Below are 24,799 nucleotides of genomic sequence, written 5' to 3' on the forward strand. Positions count from 1 at the left end.
GGTTGCTGGTTTTCCATGTGGGAGCCAGCCTGCTGGCAATGGCGGTGTATCAGGCGCCGTCGAGCGTGCGGCGTACCTTGTCCAGCAACTCGCGGATCTGGAACGGCTTGACCAGCATCTCCATGCCGGCCCCGAGAAACACCTGGCGGTTGATCGCGGTTTCCGCGTAACCGGTCATGAACAGAATCGGCAGCGCTTCACGCCAGCCCCGGGCAACGTCCGCCAGTTCACGGCCGGTCATGCGTGGCAGGCCCACGTCGGTCAGCAGCAGGTCGATCGACGAGTCGTTCCGCAAGCGCTCCAGCGCGGTTTCGATATCGGCCGCCTGGGTGCAGCGGTAGCCGGCGTCTTCCAGCACTTCGGTGACGAACAGGCGCACCGCCGGCATGTCTTCGACGATCAACACATGTTCGCCCGAGCCTTGCGGATCGATGGTCACCGGGGCCACATCGACAGCGGTCGGATCACTGGTGGCCGGCAGCATGATCGTCACTTCGGTGCCGCGTCGCGCCACGCTGCGGATGTGCGCATCGCCACCGGATTGACGAGCGAAACCGTAGATCGTCGACAGCCCCAACCCGGTGCCCTGGCCCAGCGGTTTGGTGGTGAAAAACGGCTCGAACACCTTATCGATGACGCTGTGCTCGATGCCGGTACCGTCATCGCGCACCGATAGCGCCACATAGGAACCATCGGCGAGGTTCGGGTCGCCGTGGGAATACGCCGCGTAAGTGCTGACCCAGATATTGCCGCCCCGTGGCAATGCGTCTCGGGCGTTGATCACCAGATTGAGCACTGCGCTTTCGAGCTGGATCGGATCGACCAGCGCGATGGCAGGTTTGGTGGTCATTTCCAGTTTGAGGGCGATGCGTTCGCCGATGGTGCGCACCAGCAATTCTTCCAGCGAGCGGACGTGCTTGTTGATGTCCACCGGACGGGTGTCGAGCGGTTGCTGGCGGGCAAAAGCCAGCAGGCGATGGGTGAGCGAGGCCGCACTCATCGCCGAGTTCAGAGCTGCTTCGGCGTAAAACTGCACCTTGTCCGGGCGGGCATCGGCGACCCGTTTCTGGATCAGCTCAAGGCTGGTGATGATCCCGGTCAGGAGGTTGTTGAAGTCGTGGGCAATGCCGCCGGTGAGTTTGCCCAGCGCATCCATTTTCTGTACTTGCAGCAGTTGCGATTCGGCACGCACCCGGTCGGCGACTTCCTTGGCCAGTTGCGTGGTGGTGTCGTCCAGTCGCGCCAGGTGCGAACGTTCGCGGTGACGGTGTTCGGTGACGTCTTCGACGAACACCAGGCTCAGTTTCGGGGTGCGGTAGGGGGAAATCTGCCACTCGGTCTCACGGATCTCGCCCTGCACGCGCATGTTCAGCGTGCCTTTCCAGCGTTCGCCATCCACCAGCCGCAGGCGCAGTTCGTCGAGGATCGCGCTCTGATCCTCGGCAAAGCATTCGCTGAGGGTCTGCGGGTCGCGGTTGTCCTGGATCAGTTGGGAGAAAGCGTGGTTGCACTCGTGGACTTTCAGGTCGGCATCCAGCACCGCGATGGGCGCGGAGATGTTGACGAAGATCTCGCGGAAACGCGCCTCGCTTTCGCGCAACGCGTTCTCCGTGTCGCGCACCCGAAGCAGGGTGCGCAATGTTGCCAGCAGCACGTCGGGATCGACTGGGTGAATCAGATACGCATCGGCACCGGCATCGAGACCGGTGATGATGTCGCCAGTCTGGATCGACGCGGCCGACACGTGGATCACCGGGAGCAGGGCGGTGCGGGCGTCGGCGCGCAGTTCGCGGACAATATCGAAGCCGCTCATGTCCGGCAGGTTGACGTCGAGAATCAACGCGTCGAGCTTTTCACTGGCGATCAATGCCAAGCCATCGCCACCGGTGCCGGCCTCTAACACCTCATAGCCGTGGCGTTCCAGCCGTCGGCGCAAGGCGTAGCGGGTGGCGACGTTGTCATCGACGATCAACAGACGGATGTCATGTTTCATCGACGCTCTCCTGGGCGATCGCCAACGGGATGATCACGAAAAAGCACGAACCCACGCTCGGGGTACTCTGGACGCCGACCTCGCCACCGAGCAGTTCGGCGAAGCGTTTGCACAGGGACAAGCCGAGCCCGGTGCCGCGCAGGCGTTTTTGCAGCGGTGAGTCGACCTGAGAAAAGTCTTCAAACAAGGTGCCATGCAGCTCCGAAGCGATACCGATACCGGTGTCGCTGACGGCGAACCGTACCTTGTCCTCACCCTCAAGGCGTGCCGAGATCCTTACTTCACCACGGGTGGTGAATTTCAGCGAGTTGGAAATGAAGTTGCGCAGAATCTGCGCGAGCTTCTTGTCGTCGGTATAGAGACGCGGCAGGCCCACTGGCTCTTCGAAAATCAGGTCTACGGCAGTGGCGTCGACAATCGGCCGGAACATTCCGCGCAACGCCGCGAACAGGTCGAACATGTCGAACCACGCCGGAGAAATACTGATGCGTCCGGCCTCGATCTTCGCCAGGTCGAGCAGGTCGTCGACCATGTCGCTGAGTTCCCGGGCGGCGCTGCTGACGAAGGCCACCTGTTTGTGCTGCTCGGGGCTCAGCGGGCCGTCGAGTTCGTCGGCCAGCAGGCTGTTGATGCTCAGGATCGAGCCCAGCGGTGTGCGGAACTCGTGGCTCATGTACGACAGAAAGCGGCTTTTCAGATCGGACGCCTGACGCAGTTGTTCGGCCTGGGTGTCGAGTTCGGCGTACAGGGCCAGCACGCCCTGATTGGTTTCGTCGAGCTCTTCGCGCAACGCAGCGGTTTCGCTCTGCAACTGGGCGATCAACGCAGCCTGTTCGGCATTGCTCAGTGTCGGGGACTCAGCCATGGGCGGCCTCCAGGGCAACGACCAGCACCGTTACATCGTCGCGCCCGCGACAGAAATCGCGGTGCAGGACGGTGGCTATCACGGCGGGATGGCGATGCACCAGACCGGGGTAGTCTTGAAGGTTCCAACGGGACTGCAAGCCATCGCTGTACATGATCAATAGATGTCCGTTCACGTGAGCATAGTCAAAGGGCTGGGCTTTTCGGTATTGGCCGCCGACTATCCCTGGATGCGAGGCCAGTCCGCGCGACTTGTCGGAGGCGATCAGGCTGGCACCGATGTTACCGACACCGGTGAACGACAGACTGGCACGCCCGGCATGAAACTGCGCGAATGCCACTGCGCCACCCCGGCTCCCGATCATTTCCCGGTGCATGTCTTCCATCAGGACCGTTGGCGCACCGAACGGGCTCAGGGCAAAGGCTTTCTCTCCTGCTCGGGCCGCACGCTCGGCGTCTTCGCCATGGCCCAGACCATCGACGATCAGGGCACTGATGTCACTGCCGTGAATCGCCAGATGCCAGACGTCGCCGCAGGCGGGATCGTTGTGCAGCGAGTGTTGACTGACACCATACGGCATATCCAACTGCCGGTCGCTGCGCGGGTATAAACGAGCCAGCAGCACGGCGCCGCGATGGTCGGCATATACGTCGAAGACATCCGCCTGGCGTGCCACGGCGCCCAGACCGATGCCCTGAGTACCGCCGGTGGAAAAGCCATCGGTCATGCACGCATCCAGATCAAACCCCTGGGCACGGTCGACCGCAATCATCTCGATACCGTCGTCACCGTGACGGGGCAACAGGCGCAGGTGCAATTCCCCGCGCCCGGCGTGCTTGAGCACATTGCTCGCCAGCTCCGTGGCCACCAGCGCCACACGGCCTGCGTCGCTTTCGCCAAAACCGTGTTGCTCGGCCAGACGCTGGGCCGTACGCCGGGCATGGCCGATCTGGCTGCTGTCCTCGATCACCAACACCTGGGTCAATGTCCCGCTGATGTTCATGTCCATCGGGTGATCGTTATGCGAGTGCCTTTGCCGGGCTCGGTGTCCAGTTCAAATTCGTCCACGAGACGCTTGGCCCCGGTCAGGCCCAGGCCCAGACCGCTGCCGGAGGTCCAGCCGTCGGTCATCGCCAGTTTGATGTCGGGAATGCCCGGGCCTTCATCGCGAAAGGTCAGGCGCAGGCCGACCTTGTGGTTGTCGTCGAGGATCTGCCAGTCCATGTCTCCGCCACCGCCATACACCATGGTGTTGCGCGCCAGTTCACTGACGGCGGTCACCAGTTTGGTCAGGTCGATCAGGCGCATGCCGCACTCGGTGGCCAGCTTGCGCGCCGTTTGCCGCGCCAGCACCACATCCTGCTCGATGTTGATCGGTTGGGTACCGCTGCTGCGCACGGTCATTGCTGGCGTACTCGTTCCTGCAGCAGTTTCATGCCGCGCTCGACGTTCAGCGCGGTGCTGACGCCCGGCAGGTACAGACCGAGCTCGACCAGGGTAATGGCGACCGCCGGCTGCATGCCGACGAGCATGGTTTCAGCGTCCATGATTTTCGACAGGCCGGAAATGGTGCCGATCATCCGGCCGATGAACGAATCGACCATGTCCAGCGCCGAGATGTCGATCAGCACCCCGCGCGCGGAGGTCTTGCTGATGCGCTCGGACAGGTCGTCCTGCAAGGTGAGGGCGAGCTGGTCGTGCATGTCGACCTGGATGGTCACCAGCAGGAAGTCACCCATCTGAAGAATCGGGATACGTTCCATTGTTCAGACCGTCTTGGTGAGGGTGATGCCCAGACGGGTCAGGGCCAGCTTCAGTGCGTCGGCCAGATTGGCTTTGGTGACCACGCCTTGCAGGTCGAGGCCCAGATGGACGATGGTCTGGGCAATCTGCGGTCGCACGCCGCTGATGATGCAATCGGCGCCCATCAGGCGGATCGCGGTCACAGTCTTGAGCAGGTGTTGGGCGACCAGCGTGTCGACGGTCGGCACACCGGTGATGTCGATGATGGCGATTTCCGAACCGGTGTCGACGATGCGTTGCAGCAGCGATTCCATTACCACTTGGGTGCGCTGTGAATCGAGGGTGCCGATCATCGGCAGTGCAAGCACGCCATCCCACAATTTGACCACCGGGGTCGACAACTCCAGCAGTTCTTCCTGCTGGCGCTTGATCACCGCTTCACGGGACTTCTGGAACGTGCGAATGGTGTACAGGCCGAAAGCATCGAACAATTCGGAAATTTCCCAAAGCTGTTCGGCGAGCAGGGCGGGCTGGTCCTGATAATGGTTTTGCAGCAGGGCGAACAGCGGGCCCTTGAGCGAGAAAATAAAGCTGGCGGTCTGCTGGGAATCCTGACCGAGCTGGGCGCGGCTATGGGAGAGTTTTTCGAGGAACTGGCGCATGCCTTCCCAGCCCGGCGCGGTGATGTTGGTGCCGCTGTCGTTTTCCAGGCCACTGACCACCAGTTGCAGGAATTCGCCGGTCTGCTGCTGCAAGTCGTGTTCTTTGAGATTGCGGGTGGCACCGCTGTCGACCAGTCCTTTAGTCCATTCGCCCAGCAGTTGTACCTGTTTGTTTTTCATCGCATCGAGTGTGCTGTTCTGCAGTGCTGCCATGTGCCTGTTGCTCCATTGCGAATTGGGGGCCGGTTCTTCGGAAAATGACCGGCGCGAAGTGAATGACCTTGGCCGTTCGAAATAGTTGTTCGTTCCCCCGAGGATATTTTTGATCTGCCGCAAGTAATGCACCGGTAACTCTAGTCGGCGCGGCCAGGAATGCTGATCTTTTGCCTGCAACAAAGCCCCAACGCAAAGAGGCCGCGTCCAATGGAGGCGGCCTCTTTGTTTACCTGGCGGTTACTTGCTGGGGTGTTTGGCCTGCAGCTCTTTGGCGTGGGCCAGGTGTTTCTCCAGTGCCGGCAGCATTTTCTGCGCAAAGGCTTTGAGTTCGGTGGCGCCTTTGACTTTGTCGTCGGTCACGGTGTTGGCTTGTTTCTTGAACAGCTCGATGGTTTCTTCGTGAGCCTTCACCTGATTATTGGCATAGGCGGCGTCGAACGACTCATCACGGACTTCGAGTATTTTTTCCTTGGCCTGTTTGACCAGGGTCGTGGTGTCCGGCACCTCGATGTCGTTGGCCTTGGCAATTGCCGCCAGTTCATCGTTGGCCTTGCCGTGGTCGGCGATCATCATGTTGGCAAACGCTTTGATGTCGGCGGATTGGCTTTTTTCCAGCGCCAGGCGACTGGTTTCGATTTCAGCGATGCCGCCGGCCGCTGCGTTGTCGACAAAATCGTTGTCGGTAGCGGCGAAAGCCGAGCCCATGCCGGTGCTCAATGCAACGGCCAGAAAGAGATGACGCAGTTTGAATCCGTCCATTGGTGTTTCTCCACGCAGGTTTTTGTGAGCGTTATTCAATGGAGGAAGTTCGCCGACCAAAGGTTTTATCGCATTTGCGAAAGGGCGACGAACGGACACCGCTGGTCTGACAGGTGGTCGACAGAAGTGGCCAACCGAGGCCATTCTGATACCTGGCCAGCGCAATCGGTCGCGTTGGCTGCCGATCAACTGACGGAGGTGTTCCATGCCGGTGACCCATGATTTGTTACAGGACTTGAAACTTACAAAGGAAGAGATCCAGCAACGACGCACCGCGGATCCACATCTGGATGCACTGATCAACAAGTATTCCCAGGCGGACGCCGAAGTCGTCAAGGCCGAGACGGCGACTTCGGATGCGCCGAGCGACGACACCCTGAAGAAACTGAAAGAAAAACGCCTGCAGGTCAAAGACAAGATCGTCGAGCAGTTGCAGGCTCGATCCTGACCGTCAGTCGCACCACCGGCCTGCGGTGGTGAATTGACTGGAACGACAGCCCCGACCGGCACCTCGAATGTTCAGAGTCTTCACATTGCGACTCTCAACGAGGTGCCTTATGAAAGATCCAAAATTCCCCAGTGAAGAACAGGGTGCATTCGACCCGGTTCCCACCCATCCCGAGCCCAATAGTCCGGCGCATACCGTCCGTAATCCTGAAGAGGAACGCAAGAGCGAGGAAGTGCCGGAGGACGAAGACCCGGAAACCTTCGATAGATCCAGTAACTGACTATCCGCTATCGCCAGTCGACCCAATACAAAGTCCAGGGCCTCACTTCAAGGCGGCGTCCAATGGCATCCGCGCCATGTGCGTCGCCTTCAGCGAGCCGAAATACAACCAGTCGCCATACTCGCGCACCGTGGTGATCGGCGAGTAATTGCCGGCGCTAGCATCCTGCAGATTGGCGATCACCTTGCCCTCCAGATCCAGCCCCAGCACGAACCCGCGCTTTTCCACCGGTTTGGGCAGCACGGTCATCGCCCGCACCAGCATCTTGCGCACGAAAGGGTGGGCGGCGGTACGGTCGAGCAACGGATTGCGTGGTGTGTACAACGCCACCCAGAAACGGTCCCGGCCATTGAAGGCGAGGTTGTCCGGCAGCCCCGGCAGATTGTCGATGAACAGGTCATGGGTGCCGGCCTGCGGCCCGGTCAGCCAGTAGCGGCTGATGCGGTAGGCGCCGGTTTCGTTGACCAGCACATAGGCGTCTTCCGGGCCGAGGGTCACGCCGTTGGCGAACTCCAGCTTGTCCAGCAATACGCTGGTTTTTCCGGTCTGGAAGTCGTAACGCAGCAGGCGCCCGTCGCCGCCATGCTCGATGATCGCTTCGCCATCGTGGCCGTAACCCCAGCGACTGGAGGCATCGCTGAAGTAGGCGTAATGCCCGGACTTGTCGATGGCCACGTCATCGGTAAACCCGAACGGCAGGCCATTGGCTTCGGTGGTCAGCGCCACCAGTTGCCCCTGTGCATCAAGGGATAGCAAACCCTTGACCCCGTCGGCGATCACCAGCAAACCGTTGGGATGCCGCGCCAGCCCCAGCGGCCGGCCGCCGGTATCGGCCAGCACCTTGCGCTGCTGGCCATCGAGACTGGTGCGCAGCAGGCGTCCGTCGTGCAGTCCGGTGATCAGAAAGTCGTTTTCCAGCAGCAGCGCTTCCGGGCCTTCGATGTCACTTGGACCGACCTGTGCCGCGCTCTTGAGCCGCTGATTGTCAGCGTACTGGCCCTCGGTCAGCGAGGGCGCCGGTTGCGGCGTCCAGGCCACGGGCTCGACCCTGGTCGGCATCAACAGCAAAAAGCCCAGAACCCCGACAACCAGCAGCAACACCAGATAACGCCATCTCACACGTGGGCTCCCGCGAGTGCGAGATGCCGGGTGGCCATGTCGCGCAGGGCCAGCATCGACGTTGCCGACTCGCGCTCGATGCGCCGCTTGAGCAGCAGATGGTTGGCGATGCGCAGGCCGATCCCTTCGAACCGGTAATCGAGGGTGCGCACGAACCGCGTGGCAGCGTCGTGCGCCGAGCATTCATAGGTCAGCCGCAACGACAGCCCCTGATCACCCTGGGCCCGGGCGCACCAGCGTCGGCCGGGCAGGTACTCGGTGACCTCCCAGCGCAAATGCCCCTCGCGACCGCCGGCATGGATGTCCTCGTCGAATCGTGCGCCGGCATGCAACGCACCGCTCGGGCCGTCGATCTTCAGCGAAGACGGGTGCCACTCCGGCCAGCGACTGACGGTGGCGGCGTAGGCGAGGACGGCGATCGGATCGCCGGCGATATCGACTGTGTGCCGCATGCGGGTCATGGGCGTTCTCGAATCGGTCAAAGGGGCGATTTCCGGCTCCCGGTAGAGGGTGCCGAACAGGTAGTCCATCAGCGGAAAAACGATATTGAAATTACGCTCCTGCATGTGCTCGCGACGGTGATGCAATTCGTGCAGACGGCGCATCTGGCGGATCCACGGCAGGCGGGTCAGCGGGTTCTGCGGCGGCAGATGCTCGCAGGCATGAAACACTTCATAGGTCAGGTAACCGAACACCATGCAGCCGCCGAACAAGCCGGCGACGTTGCTGTTGACCTGCGCAAACAGCCACCACAGGGGCAGGGTGATCACCAGCGTGTGCAGCACGATCAGCCAGGCGGGGAACAGAATCACCCGCCAGTCGCGGGCGCCGTCGTAGGTCATGTGGCCGGGGGTGAAGAAGCTGTGATGATCGCCGGCATGCCGGGCATAGAACATCCGGGCGAAGCTCTTTTTGTGGTGGCCGAGGTGGCGGTGCACCATGTACACGCCGAAATTGAAGAACAGCAGGGTCAGCGGCACGGTCAGCCATTCCAGCGGCCGCACCAGGTGCACGCTGCTCCAGAACGCGCCGATGGCCAGCACGCCGAACAGCAGCACGAACGCGCCGTGCAGCCACGGGTTGTAGCGGGGATGGATCGCCGCCCGGTAGCGGCTGCGAAATGCCTCGGTGGTCTGCCTCACTGCGCTCACCTGCGGATATTGTCGTTATCCCGGCAGCGTAGCCGATCCCGCCGTTTGTGCAGCGCCAACCTTCAGGTCACAAGTGCCATGCTCCGGTGCATAGCGGCCGTCAGCTCAACGGGTTCCAGCGCTGCGACCAGTCGTCATCGGCCCTGATCACTTCGCGCAACAGATCGAACGCCTGTTGCAGGATCGCCGAGTCGCGGTCGCGGGAGTACACGAGGTAGGTCGGGTAGCCGAATTCCGGGGCTTTGGTCACCGGCTCCAGCGCGCCGCTTTCCAGGTAGGTGCGCACGACCCGGGTTCGGAAATAGCCGCTGCCGCCGTTCTCGAGAATGTATTGCAGGGCCAGCGGGCCGAGGTTGAAGCTCAGGGCAGCCTTGGCTTTTTCCGGCAGGGCGGCGTCGTGCTGGCGGCGGAAATCCGGACCCCAGTCGATGTACACGTAAGGGGCAGGGCGGCCGGGCGTGGTCACCAGAATCAGTTTTTCTTCCAGCACCTGCTCGACCTGCAGCCCCGGCCAGTATTCCGGCTGATAGACCAGCGCCGCATCGAGCACCCCCAGTTCGAGCTGACGCAGCAGGTTTTCACCATCGCGGATCTCCATGCGCAGGGCGTGACCGGGGATTTTCTCGCGCAATTCGGCGGCCCAACTGAGCATTAACGGGTTGCACAGGCTGACCTCGCCGCCGATGTGCAGCACGTTGTGATAGCCCTCGGGCAAAGGCAGGTCCCGGCGTGCGGCTTCCCAGGTCTGCACCAGCTGATTGGCGTAGACCACGAAGGCCTCGCCGTTGGCGGTCAGCCGCGCACCGGCACGGTTGCGCACGAACAGCGTGCTGCCCAACTGGCTTTCCAGTTTCTGGACCCGGGCGGTGATTGCCGTTTGCGTGACGAACAGTTTCTCCGCCGCCGCGGCGAGGCTGCCGTGGCGGACGATTTCCAGAAAGGTGCGGGCGAGGTCAATGTCCATGGGCGGGCCGGTGGTTGAGGTCCGCGCATTGTACGGGCAGCCCCGGGACCGCGTCATTGTTCAGTCAGCCACTTCGACTTCACGCACCCGAGCCCAATCTTCCACCAACCGCGCCGGCGTGCAGCAAGTCTTGCGCTTGTAGACGAAGTTGCGGCACTTCTCGGCAAACTGATTGCGGTTGTACAGCATGTCTTCCTGCATCTCCCGCAGCTCCGCCTCGCGGCACTGACGGATCAACACATGATCGACCCGCAACTTACGCTCCCGCACCGCAGCATAAGTCGGATCGCTCAGCACACCGTTGGCCCGTTGCAGCAGCCACAGCGAGAACTCGTCCGGGCAGCGCGGGCCGATTTCCTGAACCATGCCCAGTTGCAGCGCCTGCGCAGCGCTGACCGGCAGACAGGCCTGGGTCAGTTGTTCGGCCATGGCCGGGCCGACGGCGCGGGGCAGGCTGTAGGTCCAGTATTCCGAGCCATACAGGCCCATGCTCTTATAGTGCGGATTGAGCACGATATCGGCGCGGGCGAACACGATGTCAGCCGCCAGGGCGAGCATCACACCACCGGCGCCAGCATTGCCGGTAACCCCGCTGACCACCAGTTGCCGTGCGCTGAGCAATTCTTCGCACACATCGTCGATGGCCTGGATATTGGCCCAGGCTTCGGCGCCCGGATCTTCGGCGGCCTGGATCACGTTCAGATGCACGCCATTGGAAAAACTGCCGCGTCCGCCCTTGATCAACAGCACCTGAGTGTCGCGGGATTTAGCCCAGCGCAGGGCCTCGACCATGCGCCGGCACTGCTCGGTGCTCATGGCGCCGTTGTAGAACTCCAGCGTCAGCTCGCCGACCTGACCGGACTCGCGATACCGGATCGGTTGATACGGCTCGTCGCTGAACGGCGCGTTGGCAATCGACCAGTCCAGCACCGGCACGCCAGACAACTGACCGGCCAGCACATGCCGCGCCGGACGCTTGAAGGTTTCCTCGCCCGGTTGCGGTTTGCGCCGCAGCGAGCCGATCCACAGGCTGTGATCACCGGTCGCCACCAATACCGCGTCGTCGTGCACCGCGAGAATCTCGCCGGGCATGCCGGTGCGCTGATCGAGGTGCGCGTCGTACACGTAATACTGCCCGCCGGCGAGGCTGGCGAGTACGCCGGGCTGGCCGTCCGCCGCGTCGATGCAGCGCTTGATGAAGCGCGAGCAGTCGTGCCAGCTGAAGGTGCGGTCGTCCTGTTTCATGTTCGGCTGCAAACGCCCGCGTACTTTCGGATCGTTGTAATCCAGCGCTACCGGCTCGAAGCCGTCGATGAATTTCTCCACCACTTCGCGGATGCAACGGATCGCCGCGTCGCTGACTCGCCCGTTGTACAGCTCGGATTTGCGCAAGCCTGTCGGCAGGTTGAATTCGCAGGTGGCCCAGACCGGTCCGGCGTCCATTTCTTCCACCGCTTGCAGGGCGGTTACGCCCCAGGACGGCAGCTCGCGCATGATCGCCCAATCCAGTGCGCTGGCGCCGCGATCGCCGACGATGCCCGGGTGGATGATCACCACCGGACGCTGCGGATTGCTCCACAGCGCATGGGGAACGCGATCCTTGAGAAACGGGCAGATCACCAGGTTGGCGCCGCTGTTTTCGATCTGCTCGCACACGGCGGTTTCGTCGGTGAACAGCACCACGCTGGGTGAGTGCCCGGCCTGACGCAGTTCCAGCCAGGCACGCTGGGTCAGGCCGTTGAACGCCGACGACAGAAGAATGATGTTGAGTGATCGCATGATTTCTCGTCCTTGAAAGGTCAGCCGCAGGCTCCCGGTGAGCCGTCCGTGGCTATCGATGGAGGCGCAAGGTTAGAGACTGGCGTGGGGGGCGCCACTGATCGAGATCAACGTTGTGTCAGCCAATGTTGCTGCGGCGACGACGTGCCTTATTCTCAAAGGTTTGCTGATCCTGATTTTTTATTACTTCAAATGTATCGGGCGCTATTGCACAGTCGCACCCCTGATCACCGCCGGAAGATCCCGGCGTATCCATGGATTTTCGCAGCGGGTGGAGCCCGTTTTCAGGGAGTAAGGCATGGGGAGTCACAACCCGCATTACCAGGTCATCGGGCAAATGTTCCAAAAGGACTACCGATGGTTGTGCGCAGCGGTCAGCCGTACCCTCGGCTGCCCGCACAGCGCACAGGACATCGCTTCGGAAACTTTTCTTCGGGTTTTGGCACTGCCCGATCCGCTGGCGATTCGCGAACCCCGCGCGCTGTTGACCACGATTGCGCGGCGGCTGGTCTATGAAGGCTGGCGCCGGCAGGATCTGGAGCGCGCTTATCTGCAAAGCCTTGCCTTGGCGCCGGAACCGGTGCACCCGTCGCCCGAGGAACGGGAATTGGTGATCGAAACGCTGCTGGCGGTGGATCGCTTGCTCAACGGCCTGTCGGCCAAGGCCAAGGCTGCGTTTCTCTATCACCAAGTCGATGGCCTGACCTACAGCGAAATCGGCGAGCGCCTCGGTGTGTCCACCAGCCGTGTGCAGCAATACATGGTCGAGGCGTTCAAACGTTGCTATCAGGCGATGCAGGCATGAGGCCGGACGACATGCTGATCGACGAAGCGGCGCAATGGATGGCGCTGCTGCAATCTGGGCACGTCAGCTTGCAGGAGCGCGCGGCCTTCGACGCCTGGCGCACGGCGGATCCACGGCATCAGCAAATCATCGAGCAAATGGGTGGCGGGTTGAGCCTGCTGCGCCATGCAAACCTGCGCGGCTTGCCGCGTGAAAGTGTCCTGCACAGCCTGAATGCGCCGTCCAGTCGGCGTCGATTCCTCAGCGGCAGTTTGAGTGTGCTCGGGATCGCGGTGCTGGCGGGTCTGCTCGGGCGACACTATGACTGGCTGCCGGAGGCCGGCGAGTTGTCGACCGGTACCGGCGAGCGTCGGGAATTCACGCTGGAGGATGGCAGCGCCCTTACGTTGAATGCCCGCAGCCGCGTGGTGCCGCGCTTCAACAATCTCGAGCGCCTGCTGGACTTGCGCAGCGGTGAGCTGCTGATCGATGTCGCAAAAAATCTGTCCCGGCCGTTTGTGGTCGAAACCGAGCATGGACGGATGCGCGCGCTCGGGACGAAATTTCTGGTGCAGCGCGGTGAGGATTCGACGCGGCTGGTGATGCTGCATTCACAGGTCGAAGTGGTCACCGCCAGCGGCGCGCGGCAAGTGGTGGAGGCGGGCGAAAGTCTGCTGTTCAACGCTCAGGAGATCCTCGCGCTGGAACGCAGCAAAGGGCAGGAAAGTGCCTGGGTGCAAGGGCGGCTTGAAGTGCGCGATCGCCCCTTGAGCGAAGTCATCGACAGCCTGCGCAGCTACCGTCGCGGCATCCTGCACTTGAGCCCGGAGGTCGCCGGTTTGCGCCTCAGCGGTCTCTATCCGCTGGACGACAGCGACCGCACCCTGCAACTGCTGGAGCGTTCGCTGCCGATCCGTGTCACCTGGCACAACCCGTACTGGGTCAGCATCGAAGCACGGTTATAAATCCATAACTTCCCGGTCTATCCGTCCCCCTATAAAAAGCGCCGGCCCGCTGCTCATTCCCTGCAGACGCCTTCAACAGGGAAGCCCCTCATGTTTTCATTCAAACAACAACAATTGTCCCGCCTGACACTGGCCATCGTGCTGGCGACGGGTATGGTCCCGGCCGCCGTTCTGGCGCAAGACGCCGCCACTCAAGTCTTTACCTTCGACATTGCCGCCGGGGCCCTCGACGAGGTGCTGCTGGACATCTCGCGCCAGACCGGCGTGCCGATTTCCTTCAGTCAGAATCTGGTTCAGGGCAAGCGTAGCAGTGCGGTGCGCGGCGCATTGGGTGGCCGCCAGGCGGTGGAGAAGGCTTTGCTCGGCAGTGGTCTGCAAGTCGAACAGGGGGCGCAGGGCCTGAGCATTCGCCCGGCCGATACGCCGAGTGCCACGCCGGTCAAGGCCGCTGCCGTGGTACCCGCCAGCACTGCCGATTACCGCATGGAAAAAGTCACCGTCACCGGCTCGCGCATCGCCCGCGCGCAGAGCGATGGTGCGACCCCGGTCAATGTCATCACCCACGAAGAAATGGAAGCGCGCGGCTACAAGAACGTCTACGACGCCCTCGCCACGCAGACGCAAAACACCGGCATGACCCAGGGCGAAGACTACGGCAATACCTGGCAACCGGCGGCCAGCGCCCTCAACCTGCGCGGCCTCGGCCCGAACCACACGCTGGTGCTGATCAACGGCCGACGGGTCGCCGATTACCCGACGCCGTACGACGGCAAGGTCAACTTCACCAACCTGGCGAACATTCCGTCGGCGATCATCGAGCGCATCGAAGTGCTCAGCAGCGGCGCTTCGGCGATCTATGGTTCGGACGCGATTGCCGGGGTGGTGAACATCATCCTCAAAGACAAAATGAATGGCGTCGACGTCAATCTCAAGGGCGGCACCAGCGAGCGCGGCGGCGGTGACAACCAGCGCTTGCAGATCAGCGGCGGCGGCAGCTGGGGCGACTTCGACGGGCTGTTCGGGCTCGAACTGACCAATCGCGATCCGATCTGGGCCGATGATCGCGGCTTCATGCAGAGCGGGCCGCTGGCGGATGTCGGCTACCGTCGCGACCTGACCAACAACCGCTATCTGGGACCCGGCTGTGGCGCGTATCAGGGCACGTTCGACAACAAGCTGTTCAACAGCGGCGGGCGCTGCCGCACCGACCAGATTTACAACGATTACTGGACGGTGCAAACCCAGAAGGAAAACTATGACGGCTACACCCGTGGCACCTGGCATTTCAGCGACAGCGGGCAGGTTTTCGCCGATCTGATGTACGGCCTCGATCACATCCAGAACAACACACGCGGCCCGAGCTTCACCTCGCCGGATTTCATCAACCAGAACAGCGGCAATCTGGAGCGTTGGTATCGACGCTTCGGCGAAGAGGAAATCGGTGGGCGCACCAGCAACAACAGCAAGTGGCGCGACACCTCCTGGACCGGCACCCTGGGCCTCTCGGACAAGATCGCCGACACCGGGTGGAACTATGAACTGGCGGCCAACCGGTCCGAGTACAAAAGCGTGCGCACCACCCGTTACACGCCGCTGTCGTCGATCCAGGATTTCTACCTCGGCCCGCAGCTGGGCACCCGTGACGGTTACCCGGTGTTCGCGCCGGATGCCTCGCGCCTCGACCGGCCACTGACAACCCAGGAGTGGGAGCAGTTTCGCGGCAACCTGACGCAGAGCAGCAAGTCGGTTTCCACCAGTTACAACGCGTCGGTCAACGGCGAGTTGTTTGACCTGCCCGCCGGTCCGGTGGGATTTGCCGGCGTGCTCGAGGCGGGCAAGCAGGAATATCGCATCGATCCGGATGACAGCCTTAATGACGGCAGTTTCTACGGCGTGACCCCGGCGCAAAGCTCCGGCGGCTCGCGCAAGCGTTACGCGGCCGGCGGCGAGTTCAGCATTCCGGTCACCGACACGGTTCTGGCGACAGCCGCAGGGCGCTGGGACCAATACAAATTCAGTGGCCGCACCGAACAACAGAAAACCTACAACCTCGGCCTGGAATGGCGGCCGGTAACCAGCCTGTTGGTGCGCGGCAGCTACGGCACCAGTTTCCGCGCGCCGGACCTGAACTACATCTATCAGTCCGACAGCAACGGCTACTACCCGGCGCAGATCGACTACTACGGTTGCAGCCAGGGCGTGGAGGGCGCCTGTGACCGTGGGCGGGTCGATTACACCCAGAGCGGCACGGCGGATCTGGAATCCGAACGCGGCAAATCCTGGACCTACGGTTTCGTCTGGTCGCCTTCACGCAACTTCGATTTCTCCACTGATTTCTGGCGGGTGGAGATCGATGACCTGCTGACCACCGTCGACGAAAACCGCCTGTTGCAGCAAGAGAACGAATGCCGCAATGGCACCCAGGACATCAATTCGGCCAATTGCCAGTCGACCCTGGCACGCGTCGATCGCAATCCCGGCAATGCCGCTGTCGATCCCAATCAGTTGCAGCGGGTGCGGGTGAATGCGATCAACGCCGCCAGCGAGCGGGTCAGCGGCCTGGACTTCAAGAGCAACATCCGCTGGGGCGCCGGGCAGTACGGCGCGTTCAGTTCGGCGCTGGGCTACACCCTGGTGCTCTCGCACTACTACAAGGAATCGGACGAAGCCCCGACCCAGGACTGGCGTACCTCGCGCACCAACTACGACTGGCGCAGCAAGGTCAACGCCAGCCTGACCTGGGATTACCAGAAAGCTACGGCGACGCTGATGGGGATTCGTTACGGCTCGGTCACCAACGGCGCGGGCGACGGGCGTCTGTCGCCGTGGACGGTGTTCAACGCCAGTGCACGGTACAAGCTCAACGACCGGGCGAGTGTCGGGCTGACCGTGAACAATGTGCTCAATCAGGTCAAGCATGACGACTCGGCGGGATGGCCGTATTACCCGACCGGCAACTACGACCCGTACGGGCGCCAGTGGTGGCTGGATGTGAGTTATCACTTCGGGAGTTGAAGGCGGAATAATGCACGGTAGCGTCCTACGGAAGTTGCCGGACTTTGGGCGAAAACGGGGATATTTCCGACGACTTTTTAAGGTTGGCCGTCGGAAGCGGGGCCTATAGCATCGGTCGTGACATGAAGTCACTGACCGGCCTGGAGACTCGGGCCCCTGACATTGGATGGATTATGCGAATCCCACATCTCGAGCACGAAAACTCTACTTATTCCCCTCGTGATTCCTGGCGCCACGATCATGCCAGATGCCCTATGGAGGGTGTTCCGATGCCCCAAGCGAAAGCACCCCGGTTTACGGGGCTGAAGAAGGTCGAGGGGAAGCCTGTTGAGGTGTTGCTGAACGGCCGGATATGGGACAGAGACACCATGCACATTGTTGGTTACGCGCGGGAAGGTTTTGATCTGCGGGACGTTGTGAACATGATTTCAACATCCGAGCTCTACCGGGAAAGCGAGCTTGTGCAGCTCATCACCGGAAAGTCGGTCAGAACCGTGCGGCGCTTGCTGAGTAGTGGCGAGCCGACGCGAATGAGCCGACAGCAGAGCATGATCGCTTTTCAGTATGCGCACGCTCTTGAGTCCGCTATCGAGGTGTTCCACGATCAGCCGAGCGCCGAGGAGTGGATGAGCAAGGCGACCAAATGGTTAAACGGTTACAGACCCGTTGCATTGATTGAAAGCTCACTGGGGTATCAATCGGTCATTGCTTATCTGCACCGGATTAAATACGGGGTTTATCAATGAACCCGCTGCCTTGGGACGACCGCTGGTATGCGTGGCGTTTGGACCCTGAGGTTTATCGGTGCACATGGGACAGCGGCATCGGTTCAGAACTGCAGGGCGGTCGATGGAACCGGCCCGGCCGCCGTGTCGTTTATGCTTCGATCGATCCATCTACAGCCATTCTGGAGGTGGCCGCTCACGGGAGTTTCAACGCACTTGATAGAAGTCCCTATGTGCTGACGTGCTTTGAGGTGGTCAGCGAGGCGCTTGTGAAAATCGTGCAACCCGAGGAGCTGCCCAACCCCTACTGGATGAGTCCCGCACAGGCCTCGCCCAACCAGCAGGATTTTGCCGACGCGTTGCTCGCCGAGCACCCGTTTGTACTGATTCCATCGGCAGCCACCCGGCACTCGTGGAATTTGCTGGTGAGCTGCGATTTGGCAGAGGGGCAATTCAGGATGATCTCGCAAGAGCGATTCGGGCTGGATACGCGATTGCTCAAGGACGCGGAACTGGTATGAAAAATCACGCGCCTCTTTTTGCATAACCTCAGCACCCAACGGTCTAAATCGCACCCTATAAATCCCCATCTGCCATCGCACATCCCTGCATAAACCAAAACGCAGGGATGGCTGTTCATGATCCATTTTTCACCCGTTAAATCCCCTTTGAGCCTGGCCTTGCTGCTGGCGATCAACACGTTGCCGGCCGTCGCTGCCGACAGCACGGCAAACGAACCGACCACCCAACTGCAACGGGTCGAAGTCACAGGCACCGCGATCCGCCGGGTCGATGCCGAAACCGCCGTGCCGGTCACCATCCTGCGGGTCGAGGAGTTGCAGAAGCAGGGCGTGACCACCACTGAAGAGCTGGTCAACCGCATCTCGGCCAACCAGTCTTCGGTGGGCTCCGGGCGCTCGGTGGGGTCGAGCAGCGGCGGGGCGTCCTATGCCGACCTGCGGGGCATTGGCCCGAACAAAACCCTGGTGCTGCTCAACGGTCGGCGTCTGAGCAACAACGCGACCAATGCGATCAATGGCTCTGGCGTCGACCTCAACACTATCCCGTTCGCCGCCATCGACCGGGTGGAAGTGCTGCGCGACGGTGCTTCGGCGCTGTACGGCACCGATGCCATCGGCGGGGTGATCAACTTCATCACCAAGACCAGCCTCACCGAAGGTCAGATCAGCACGAACTACGACACACCGACCCATTCTGGCGGCGGCGAAAGTCGCAATTTCAGCGGCAGTTGGGGTTTTGGCGATTTACAGGACGATCGCTTCAACGTTTTCGGCGTGGTGAGTTACGACAAGCAGAATCGCCTGGCCGCCGACGACCGTGGTTACACCTATAACTACCAGCCGGGGCGCGGACTCGATTACACCTCCGGCACGGCATCGCCCGCCAACTGGAGCCAGGGCAGCAATGCCACCAACCCGCTGGCCGGTTCCGGTTGCAATGCGCCGGGGCTGTTGTCACGCAACGGCATCTGCCGCCAGAGCCTGTGGAACTACCTTGATCTGGTGCCGGAAACCGAGAAGACCTCGGCCTTCGCCAAGGCCACCGGCAAGCTGTCGGACGATCACAACGTCAGCCTCGAATACTTTTGGGCGCGCAACGAAAACCGTACCCAAATCGGGCCCGGCACTTTGATGGGCAATCAGGTCAACCCTGGCACGGCGTTCTATCCGGGGAACGGCATTACGCCCGGGCCGAGCGGTTTTGCTTTGGACCCGACGCAACCGGTGGACGTGAACTGGCGTGAGACCGCCGTCGGTGCGCGTCAGCATGAGGACGACAACACCGGTCAGCGCCTGCTGTTGAGCTTCGACGGCACCCTGGTCGGGTGGGATTACAACCTCGGTGCGTCGTACAACCAGAACAACGTGGTCAACACGATTCGCAGCGGTTATGTGAACGACCGCGCCGTCAGCCAGGGCATCGCCAACGGTGTGATCAACCCGTTCGGCCCGCAGACCGCCGCCGGTTCGGCACTACTGGCAGCCAACGAGGTAGAAGGCGATTACGCGACCGCAGTGGGCCGGGTCAAGGCGATTGACGGGCGTGTCAGCCGCGAGATCGGCGACTGGTTCGGTGCAGGGCCTTCGGCACTGGCGCTGGGCGGCGAGTATCGCAAGGAAGATTTTCATCAGGATTTCGCTGCGTTTGCCGGCGACGTGCAGAGCCTGGGTGTTGATCCCAACGGCAGCGTACAAGGGGATCGCAGCGTCTCGGCGCAGTACGCCGAGGTCAACGTGCCGGTGCTCGACAGCCTGGAACTGTCCGCCGCCGTGCGCCACGACAAGTACAGCGACTTCGGCAGCACCACTAACCCGAAATACTCGTTCCGCTTCCAGCCGTTCAAGGAACTGGTGGTGCGCGGCGCCTACAGCGAAGGTTTCCGTGCGCCATCGCTGTACGAGTTGTACAACCCGACGTTTACCTCCTTCACCAACGCCAACTACAACGACCCGCGCCTGTGCGCTGGAGGCAACCCGAGCAACGGCGGCATTGCCAACCGCGACTGCGCCCAGCAGTTCAATCGCACCTCCGGCGGCAACACCGACCTGAGCCCGGAGACCGCGCGCAACGTCACCCTCGGTTTCGTTTACCAGCCGTTCGATCGCCTGACCACCGGCCTGGATTTCTGGTGGATCGACATCGCCAACCAGATCGCTGAGTTCCCCGAATCGGCGGTGTTCGAGAATCCGGAGCTGTACCCGGAGCGCCTGATCCGCAAGCCCGACGGTTCCATCGACCACATCGTCACCGGGCTGGCCAACCTCGGCAAGATCAAGACCAACGGCGTCGACGTGAGTTTCGACTATCGCCTGCCGAGCACGCCGTACGGTGATTTCGGCATCGGTCTGCAAGGCACTTACGTGACCCGTTATGACTATCAGCAGCAGCTCAAGGGTGACTACATCGACAAGCTCGGCGATTTTCGCGGCGGCGACTTTGCCTCGGCCGGCGCCGTGGCCCGTTGGCGTCACAGCCTGACCGGCAGCTGGAACTACGGCCCGCTCGGCGCAAGCCTGACCAACCGCTACACCAGTGGTTACCACGACTCGGATCGCGAGACTCACGATTACGTCGGTTCGTACAACGTCTGGGACGTGGCCGGCACCTACACATGGCGCAAGACCCTGGCGGTGACCCTCGGGGTGAAAAACCTGTTCGACCGCGAGCCGCCGTTCAGCAACCAGACCTACACGTTCCAGAGCGGCTACGACCCGAAATACGGCGACCCGTTTGGCCGCACGCTGTACACGCGGGTCAATTACAAGTTCTGAGAAAGATCGGTCGGGGCAGGTTTTAGTAACACATCGTTCTAAACCCCGCCCTATAAAAAGGCCCGGCCTGTTGCACATCACAGTCAGGCAGGCACGTGGTGAAAGGATCTGCCCATGTTTTCCAGAGTCATTCTGTTCAGTGTCGGTCTGTTGCTGAGCCCGGCGCTGTTCGCAGCGCCCCAACACGCCCTCACGGTCTACGGCGAAGCCCCGAAATACGCCCCGGACTTCCAGCACCTGGCCTACGCCAATCCCGCTGCGCCCAAGGGTGGAACCTTGCGCCGCTCTTCGCTGGAGAGCGGCCCGTTCGATCACATGATTCCCTACATCGACAAAGGCACCGGCGTTGCCGACATCGACGGCTGGCTCTATGCGCCGCTGGCCTATCGCAGCAAGGACGAGCCTTACAGCGTCTACGGGCTGGTCGCGCAACGCATGGAGTTGGACGTGGACCGCCGCTGGCTGCGCTTTTACTTGAACCCCAAGGCGCGGTTCGAGGACGGCACGCCGATCTCCGCTGAAGACGTGCGCTACACCTTCGAACTGTTCACTACCCAGGGCAGCCTTAAGTATCGCCAGCAGTTTCGTGATGTCGCCGAGGTGCAGGTCGAGTCGCCGACCCAGGTGCGTTTCGTGTTCAAGAACAACGAGAGCCGCACATTGCCGCTGGATCTGGCGACGTTGCCGGTGCTGCCCGAGCATTGGTGGCGCACACGCAATTTCGCCGATGGCGCAGGCTTCGAGATTCCGCCGGGCAGCGGGCCGTACAAGGTCAGCGCGGTGGATGCCGGACGCAGCGTGAAATTCCAGCGGATCAAGGACTGGTGGGCCAGGGATCTGCCGATCACTCGCGGGCTCTATAACTTCGATCAGTTGAGCGTGGAGTTTTTTGCCGACACCGACGTGTCGCGACAAGTACTGAAGGCCGGCGGCTTCGATTACAACCGCGAGTTCTCCGCCACCAGTTACACCATCGGTTACGCCGGCGCGGCGCTGGAGCAGGGCAAGTTGCTGCGCGAACACCTCGCACCCGGCGCTGCGCAAGGGTCTCAAGGGTTTGTGTTCAATCTGCAGAAACCGATGTTTCAGGATCGCCGGGTCCGGCAGGCGATCGCCATGCTTTGGGATTTCGAATGGAGCAACCGGCAGATGATGCGCAGCATGTACCTGCGCCAGCGCAGCTTCTTTTCCCACAGCGCGTTGTCGGCCACCGAACTGCCGGATGCCGAGGAACTGAAAATCCTTGATCCGTGGCGCGGCAAGATTCCCGATGAAGTCTTCAGCCAGGTATTCGAGGCGCCGCGCACCGACGGCAGCGGCAATATTCGTGCGCAACAGTTGCAGGCGCTGAAATTGCTGGAGTCCGCCGGCTGGAAACCCCGTGGCGATCAATTGGTGAATGCCGCCGGTGAGCCGTTGCAATTCACTTTTCTCAACGGCCAGAAGGGCTTCGAGCGCCTGCTGCTGCCGTTCAAGCGCAACCTGGCGCAGATCGGCATCGGCTTCGATATCCGCCAGGTCGACACCGCGCAATACACCAACCGCGTGCGCAGCCGCGACTACGACATGATCGTCGTCGGTTACCCGGTGAGTCAGGCGCCGGGGCGCGAGCTGTTCAACTACTTCGGCTCCGAGGGTGCCGACGATCCTGGCTCGAACAACTACATGGTGCTGCGCGATCCGGCGGTGGATGCGCTGCTAGAAGGTGTGGTGCAGGCCGACAATCGCGAGAGCCTTCTGCGCCACGCCCATGCTCTGGATCGGGTGTTGCAGTGGGGCTACTACTGGATTCCCAACTATTACCCGCCGGGGATTTCCACGGTGTGGTGGAACCGCTTCGGTCGCCCGGCTATTGCGCCGTTGTACGACGCCGGACTCGACACCTGGTGGGAAATCAGCCCGACCGCGCTGACCTCGACGCAGATGCAGCAACAGCACAAGGAGTACGCCCATGTGGGGTTATAGCCTGCGGCGTCTGCTGCTGATCGTGCCGACCTTGCTGGCGATTCTGCTGGTGAACTTCGTGATTGTGCAGGCCGCGCCCGGTGGCCCGGTCGAGCAGGCCATCGCCCGATTGCAGGGGATCGGTGTCGGTGCGGCGGTGGGTGCCAGTCATGTCGAGAACATTGGCGGCGAGTCCCGCGCGACTCGGGGGCTGGATCCGAAACTGGTGGCCGAGATCGAGCGGCAGTATGGCTTCGACAAAAGCGCTGGCGAGCGCTTGTGGCTGATGCTCAAGAGCTACGCGCAACTGGACTTCGGCAAGAGCTTCTTCCGTGGCGCGACGGTGACCGAACTGATCTGGCAGAAGCTGCCGGTGACCCTGTCGCTGGGTTTGTGGGCGACGCTGATCACCTATCTGGTGTCGATCCCGCTGGGGATTCGCAAGGCGGTGCACAACGGTTCGGCGTTCGATGTCTGGAGCAGCGCGGCGATCATCATCGGCTACGCCATGCCGGGGTTTCTGTTTGCGCTGCTGCTGATCGTGGTGTTCGCCGGCGGGACGGCGCTGGACTGGTTTCCGGTGCGCGGGCTGGTCTCGGACAACTTTGCCGAGCTGTCGCTGTGGGGCAAGGTTGCCGATTACTTCTGGCATCTGGTGTTGCCGGTCAGTGCGCTGGTGATCGGCGGTTTCGCGACGCTGACGATCCTGACCAAGAACAGCTTTCTCAATGAAATCTCACGGCTGTACGTGGTCACGGCTCGGGCCAAGGGCCTGAGCGAGCGACAGGTGTTGTACGGGCATGTGTTTCGCAACGCGATGCTGCTGGTGGTGGCCGGATTGCCTCAGGCATTGGTCACGGTGTTCTTCGGCGGTTCGTTGCTGATCGAAGTGATCTTCTCCCTCGACGGTCTCGGCCGCCTGAGCTACGAGGCGGCGGTGTCACGGGATTACCCGGTGGTGTTCGGTTCGCTGTTCATCTTCACCCTGTTCGGGCTCTTGATAAAACTGCTGGGCGACCTGTGCTACACGCTGGTCGATCCGCGCATCGACTTCACCGCGAGGACTGCCTGATGCCGACGCTTTCTCCCATCGGACAGCGCCGCTGGGCGCGGTTCAAGGCCCATCGGCGCGGCTGGTGGTCGTTGTGGCTGTTTCTCGCGCTGTTCGGCCTGAGCCTGGGCGGCGAACTGGTCGCCAACGACAAACCGTTGCTGGTGACGTATCAGGGCGAGTGGCTTTTCCCGGCGTTCAAGCGCTACACCGAGCAGGATTTCGGCGGTGAGCTGCCGTTCCAGCCTGACTACCGCAGCGCCCAGGTGCGTGAACTGATCGAGGGGCAGGGCGGACGGATGTGGTTTGCGCCGATCCCGTTCGGCTTCGACACGGCCAACTACGACCTCACCGAACCGGCCCCGAGTCCGCCCACTACTGAAAACTGGCTGGGCACCGACGATCAGGCGCGGGATGTGCTGGCGCGGGTGATATTCGGCACGCGGGTCTCGCTGTTGTTCGCGCTGGCGTTGACGGCGGTGAGCGCGTTGATCGGTATCGCCGCCGGTGCCTTGCAGGGTTATTACGGCGGCTGGGTCGACTTGCTCGGGCAGCGTCTGTTGGAAGTGTGGTCGGGCCTGCCGGTGCTTTATCTGCTGATCATTCTGTCGGGCTTCGTCGAGCCGAATTTCTGGTGGTTGCTGGGGATCATGGCGCTGTTTTCCTGGCTGAGTCTGGTGGACGTGGTGCGCGCCGAGTTCCTGCGCAGCCGGGGGCTCGAGTACGTGAAAGCGGCGCGGGCGCTGGGTGTCGGCGATGCGCAGGTGATCGTGCGGCACATTCTGCCCAATGCCATGAGTGCGACGTTGACGTACCTGCCGTTCATTCTGACCGGGGCGATCGCCACGTTGTCGGCGCTGGATTTTCTCGGCTTCGGCATGCCCGTCGGCAGTGCTTCGCTGGGTGAACTGATCGGCCAGGGCAAGAACAATCTGCAAGCACCGTGGTTGGGGCTGACGGCATTTTTTGCCCTGGCGCTGATTCTTTCTCTACTCGTATTCATCGGCGAAGCCTGCCGAGATGCCTTCGACCCCAGGACTTGA

The 24,799-nt window shown here is 61.9% G+C and carries 22 protein-coding genes; 11 read left to right on the plus strand and 11 right to left on the minus strand.

The features are described from left to right. Positions 1 to 49: 49 nt before the first annotated feature. The 7 genes from AC07Y2_RS19550 to AC07Y2_RS19580 all read right to left on the minus strand — a co-directional run bounded on the left by AC07Y2_RS19550 (position 50) and on the right by AC07Y2_RS19580 (position 6,238). Complete coding sequence (locus tag AC07Y2_RS19550; protein WP_103386662.1) at positions 50 to 1,993, minus strand: PAS domain-containing hybrid sensor histidine kinase/response regulator; 1,944 nt, start codon at positions 1,991 to 1,993, stop codon at positions 50 to 52. After that, positions 1,983 to 2,858, minus strand: a complete 876-nt coding sequence (locus AC07Y2_RS19555) for a sensor histidine kinase (protein WP_039768858.1) — start codon at positions 2,856 to 2,858, stop codon at positions 1,983 to 1,985. The genes AC07Y2_RS19550 and AC07Y2_RS19555 overlap by 11 nt, the downstream gene beginning before the upstream one ends. Next, positions 2,851 to 3,861: an ATP-binding protein gene (locus AC07Y2_RS19560; RefSeq protein ID WP_103386694.1), complete on the minus strand. Its 1,011-nt coding sequence runs from the start codon at positions 3,859 to 3,861 to the stop codon at positions 2,851 to 2,853. The genes AC07Y2_RS19555 and AC07Y2_RS19560 overlap by 8 nt, the downstream gene beginning before the upstream one ends. Then, positions 3,858 to 4,262, minus strand: coding sequence for an anti-sigma regulatory factor (locus AC07Y2_RS19565; protein WP_011334519.1), 405 nt, complete (start codon positions 4,260 to 4,262; stop codon positions 3,858 to 3,860). Before AC07Y2_RS19565 ends, AC07Y2_RS19560 begins: the two co-directional genes overlap by 4 nt. Then, positions 4,259 to 4,621, minus strand: coding sequence for an STAS domain-containing protein (locus AC07Y2_RS19570; protein WP_011334518.1), 363 nt, complete (start codon positions 4,619 to 4,621; stop codon positions 4,259 to 4,261). The genes AC07Y2_RS19565 and AC07Y2_RS19570 overlap by 4 nt, the downstream gene beginning before the upstream one ends. A 3-nt stretch (positions 4,622 to 4,624) precedes the next feature. Continuing rightward, positions 4,625 to 5,476, minus strand: coding sequence for an STAS domain-containing protein (locus AC07Y2_RS19575; protein ID WP_103386661.1), 852 nt, complete (start codon positions 5,474 to 5,476; stop codon positions 4,625 to 4,627). A 240-nt stretch (positions 5,477 to 5,716) separates the two neighbouring features. Further along, positions 5,717 to 6,238, minus strand: a complete 522-nt coding sequence (locus AC07Y2_RS19580; RefSeq protein WP_103386660.1) for a DUF4142 domain-containing protein — start codon at positions 6,236 to 6,238, stop codon at positions 5,717 to 5,719. 205 nt (positions 6,239 to 6,443) lie between these two features. On the opposite strand from AC07Y2_RS19580, the gene AC07Y2_RS19585 reads away from it, so the two are divergent. Together AC07Y2_RS19585 and AC07Y2_RS19590 are read left to right on the plus strand one after the other, a co-directional pair. After that, positions 6,444 to 6,686, plus strand: a complete 243-nt coding sequence (locus tag AC07Y2_RS19585; protein WP_039768852.1) for an HP1242/YdcH family protein — start codon at positions 6,444 to 6,446, stop codon at positions 6,684 to 6,686. Between the two features lie 109 nt (positions 6,687 to 6,795). Continuing rightward, positions 6,796 to 6,966: a hypothetical protein gene (locus AC07Y2_RS19590; RefSeq protein ID WP_178076150.1), complete on the plus strand. Its 171-nt coding sequence runs from the start codon at positions 6,796 to 6,798 to the stop codon at positions 6,964 to 6,966. 42 nt (positions 6,967 to 7,008) lie between these two features. On the opposite strand, the gene AC07Y2_RS19595 is transcribed toward AC07Y2_RS19590, so the two are convergent. The 4 genes from AC07Y2_RS19595 to AC07Y2_RS19610 all read right to left on the minus strand — a co-directional run bounded on the left by AC07Y2_RS19595 (position 7,009) and on the right by AC07Y2_RS19610 (position 11,979). Further along, complete coding sequence (locus tag AC07Y2_RS19595; RefSeq protein ID WP_219736983.1) at positions 7,009 to 8,025, minus strand: SMP-30/gluconolactonase/LRE family protein; 1,017 nt, start codon at positions 8,023 to 8,025, stop codon at positions 7,009 to 7,011. Between the two features lie 56 nt (positions 8,026 to 8,081). Beyond that, positions 8,082 to 9,227 carry an SRPBCC family protein gene (locus tag AC07Y2_RS19600; RefSeq protein ID WP_103386658.1) on the minus strand — a complete coding sequence of 382 codons (1,146 nt, stop codon included), beginning with the start codon at positions 9,225 to 9,227 and terminating at the stop codon, positions 8,082 to 8,084. A 109-nt stretch (positions 9,228 to 9,336) separates the two neighbouring features. Beyond that, a complete protein-coding gene (locus tag AC07Y2_RS19605) occupies positions 9,337 to 10,200 on the minus strand; it encodes a LysR family transcriptional regulator (RefSeq protein ID WP_039768849.1) in 864 nt (287 codons plus the stop codon). A 60-nt stretch (positions 10,201 to 10,260) separates the two neighbouring features. After that, complete coding sequence (locus AC07Y2_RS19610; RefSeq protein ID WP_103386657.1) at positions 10,261 to 11,979, minus strand: hydrogenase maturation protein; 1,719 nt, start codon at positions 11,977 to 11,979, stop codon at positions 10,261 to 10,263. Positions 11,980 to 12,277: 298 nt separating this feature from the next. Here AC07Y2_RS19610 and AC07Y2_RS19615 point away from each other — a divergent pair, with 298 nt between their 5' ends. The 9 genes from AC07Y2_RS19615 to AC07Y2_RS19655 all read left to right on the plus strand — a co-directional run bounded on the left by AC07Y2_RS19615 (position 12,278) and on the right by AC07Y2_RS19655 (position 24,799). Beyond that, positions 12,278 to 12,784, plus strand: a complete 507-nt coding sequence (locus tag AC07Y2_RS19615) for a sigma-70 family RNA polymerase sigma factor (RefSeq protein ID WP_103386656.1) — start codon at positions 12,278 to 12,280, stop codon at positions 12,782 to 12,784. Beyond that, positions 12,781 to 13,728: a FecR domain-containing protein gene (locus AC07Y2_RS19620; RefSeq protein ID WP_103386655.1), complete on the plus strand. Its 948-nt coding sequence runs from the start codon at positions 12,781 to 12,783 to the stop codon at positions 13,726 to 13,728. The genes AC07Y2_RS19615 and AC07Y2_RS19620 overlap by 4 nt, the downstream gene beginning before the upstream one ends. Positions 13,729 to 13,818: 90 nt before the next feature. Beyond that, complete coding sequence (locus tag AC07Y2_RS19625) at positions 13,819 to 16,743, plus strand: TonB-dependent receptor (RefSeq protein ID WP_103386654.1); 2,925 nt, start codon at positions 13,819 to 13,821, stop codon at positions 16,741 to 16,743. A 269-nt stretch (positions 16,744 to 17,012) separates the two neighbouring features. Beyond that, entirely contained in the window at positions 17,013 to 17,489 is a 477-nt protein-coding gene (locus AC07Y2_RS19630) for an antitoxin Xre/MbcA/ParS toxin-binding domain-containing protein (RefSeq protein WP_170844922.1), read from the plus strand. Further along, positions 17,486 to 17,989, plus strand: a complete 504-nt coding sequence (locus AC07Y2_RS19635) for an RES family NAD+ phosphorylase (protein ID WP_103386653.1) — start codon at positions 17,486 to 17,488, stop codon at positions 17,987 to 17,989. Before AC07Y2_RS19630 ends, AC07Y2_RS19635 begins: the two co-directional genes overlap by 4 nt. Positions 17,990 to 18,106: 117 nt before the next feature. Beyond that, positions 18,107 to 20,761, plus strand: a complete 2,655-nt coding sequence (locus tag AC07Y2_RS19640; RefSeq protein ID WP_103386652.1) for a TonB-dependent receptor — start codon at positions 18,107 to 18,109, stop codon at positions 20,759 to 20,761. 114 nt (positions 20,762 to 20,875) lie between these two features. Continuing rightward, positions 20,876 to 22,726: an extracellular solute-binding protein gene (locus tag AC07Y2_RS19645; RefSeq protein ID WP_103386651.1), complete on the plus strand. Its 1,851-nt coding sequence runs from the start codon at positions 20,876 to 20,878 to the stop codon at positions 22,724 to 22,726. Next, positions 22,713 to 23,777, plus strand: coding sequence for a microcin C ABC transporter permease YejB (locus tag AC07Y2_RS19650; protein ID WP_085668228.1), 1,065 nt, complete (start codon positions 22,713 to 22,715; stop codon positions 23,775 to 23,777). The genes AC07Y2_RS19645 and AC07Y2_RS19650 overlap by 14 nt, the downstream gene beginning before the upstream one ends. Further along, positions 23,777 to 24,799, plus strand: coding sequence for an ABC transporter permease (locus AC07Y2_RS19655; RefSeq protein WP_039768841.1), 1,023 nt, complete (start codon positions 23,777 to 23,779; stop codon positions 24,797 to 24,799). The genes AC07Y2_RS19650 and AC07Y2_RS19655 overlap by 1 nt, the downstream gene beginning before the upstream one ends.

It is taken from the genome of Pseudomonas sp. GW456-12-1-14-TSB6, assembly GCF_059424205.1.

Coding starts and splice junctions, on each gene's coding strand:
- AC07Y2_RS19550 (WP_103386662.1), bottom strand. CDS start 1,993: ATGAAACATGACATCCGTCTGTTGATCGTCGATGACAACGTCGCCACC.
- AC07Y2_RS19555 (WP_039768858.1), bottom strand. CDS start 2,858: ATGGCTGAGTCCCCGACACTGAGCAATGCCGAACAGGCTGCGTTGATC.
- AC07Y2_RS19560 (WP_103386694.1), bottom strand. CDS start 3,861: ATGAACATCAGCGGGACATTGACCCAGGTGTTGGTGATCGAGGACAGC.
- AC07Y2_RS19565 (WP_011334519.1), bottom strand. CDS start 4,262: ATGACCGTGCGCAGCAGCGGTACCCAACCGATCAACATCGAGCAGGAT.
- AC07Y2_RS19570 (WP_011334518.1), bottom strand. CDS start 4,621: ATGGAACGTATCCCGATTCTTCAGATGGGTGACTTCCTGCTGGTGACC.
- AC07Y2_RS19575 (WP_103386661.1), bottom strand. CDS start 5,476: ATGGCAGCACTGCAGAACAGCACACTCGATGCGATGAAAAACAAACAG.
- AC07Y2_RS19580 (WP_103386660.1), bottom strand. CDS start 6,238: ATGGACGGATTCAAACTGCGTCATCTCTTTCTGGCCGTTGCATTGAGC.
- AC07Y2_RS19585 (WP_039768852.1), top strand. CDS start 6,444: ATGCCGGTGACCCATGATTTGTTACAGGACTTGAAACTTACAAAGGAA.
- AC07Y2_RS19590 (WP_178076150.1), top strand. CDS start 6,796: ATGAAAGATCCAAAATTCCCCAGTGAAGAACAGGGTGCATTCGACCCG.
- AC07Y2_RS19595 (WP_219736983.1), bottom strand. CDS start 8,025: ATGCCGACCAGGGTCGAGCCCGTGGCCTGGACGCCGCAACCGGCGCCC.
- AC07Y2_RS19605 (WP_039768849.1), bottom strand. CDS start 10,200: ATGGACATTGACCTCGCCCGCACCTTTCTGGAAATCGTCCGCCACGGC.
- AC07Y2_RS19610 (WP_103386657.1), bottom strand. CDS start 11,979: ATGCGATCACTCAACATCATTCTTCTGTCGTCGGCGTTCAACGGCCTG.
- AC07Y2_RS19615 (WP_103386656.1), top strand. CDS start 12,278: ATGGGGAGTCACAACCCGCATTACCAGGTCATCGGGCAAATGTTCCAA.
- AC07Y2_RS19620 (WP_103386655.1), top strand. CDS start 12,781: ATGAGGCCGGACGACATGCTGATCGACGAAGCGGCGCAATGGATGGCG.
- AC07Y2_RS19625 (WP_103386654.1), top strand. CDS start 13,819: ATGTTTTCATTCAAACAACAACAATTGTCCCGCCTGACACTGGCCATC.
- AC07Y2_RS19630 (WP_170844922.1), top strand. CDS start 17,013: ATGCCCCAAGCGAAAGCACCCCGGTTTACGGGGCTGAAGAAGGTCGAG.
- AC07Y2_RS19635 (WP_103386653.1), top strand. CDS start 17,486: ATGAACCCGCTGCCTTGGGACGACCGCTGGTATGCGTGGCGTTTGGAC.
- AC07Y2_RS19640 (WP_103386652.1), top strand. CDS start 18,107: ATGATCCATTTTTCACCCGTTAAATCCCCTTTGAGCCTGGCCTTGCTG.
- AC07Y2_RS19645 (WP_103386651.1), top strand. CDS start 20,876: ATGTTTTCCAGAGTCATTCTGTTCAGTGTCGGTCTGTTGCTGAGCCCG.
- AC07Y2_RS19650 (WP_085668228.1), top strand. CDS start 22,713: ATGTGGGGTTATAGCCTGCGGCGTCTGCTGCTGATCGTGCCGACCTTG.
- AC07Y2_RS19655 (WP_039768841.1), top strand. CDS start 23,777: ATGCCGACGCTTTCTCCCATCGGACAGCGCCGCTGGGCGCGGTTCAAG.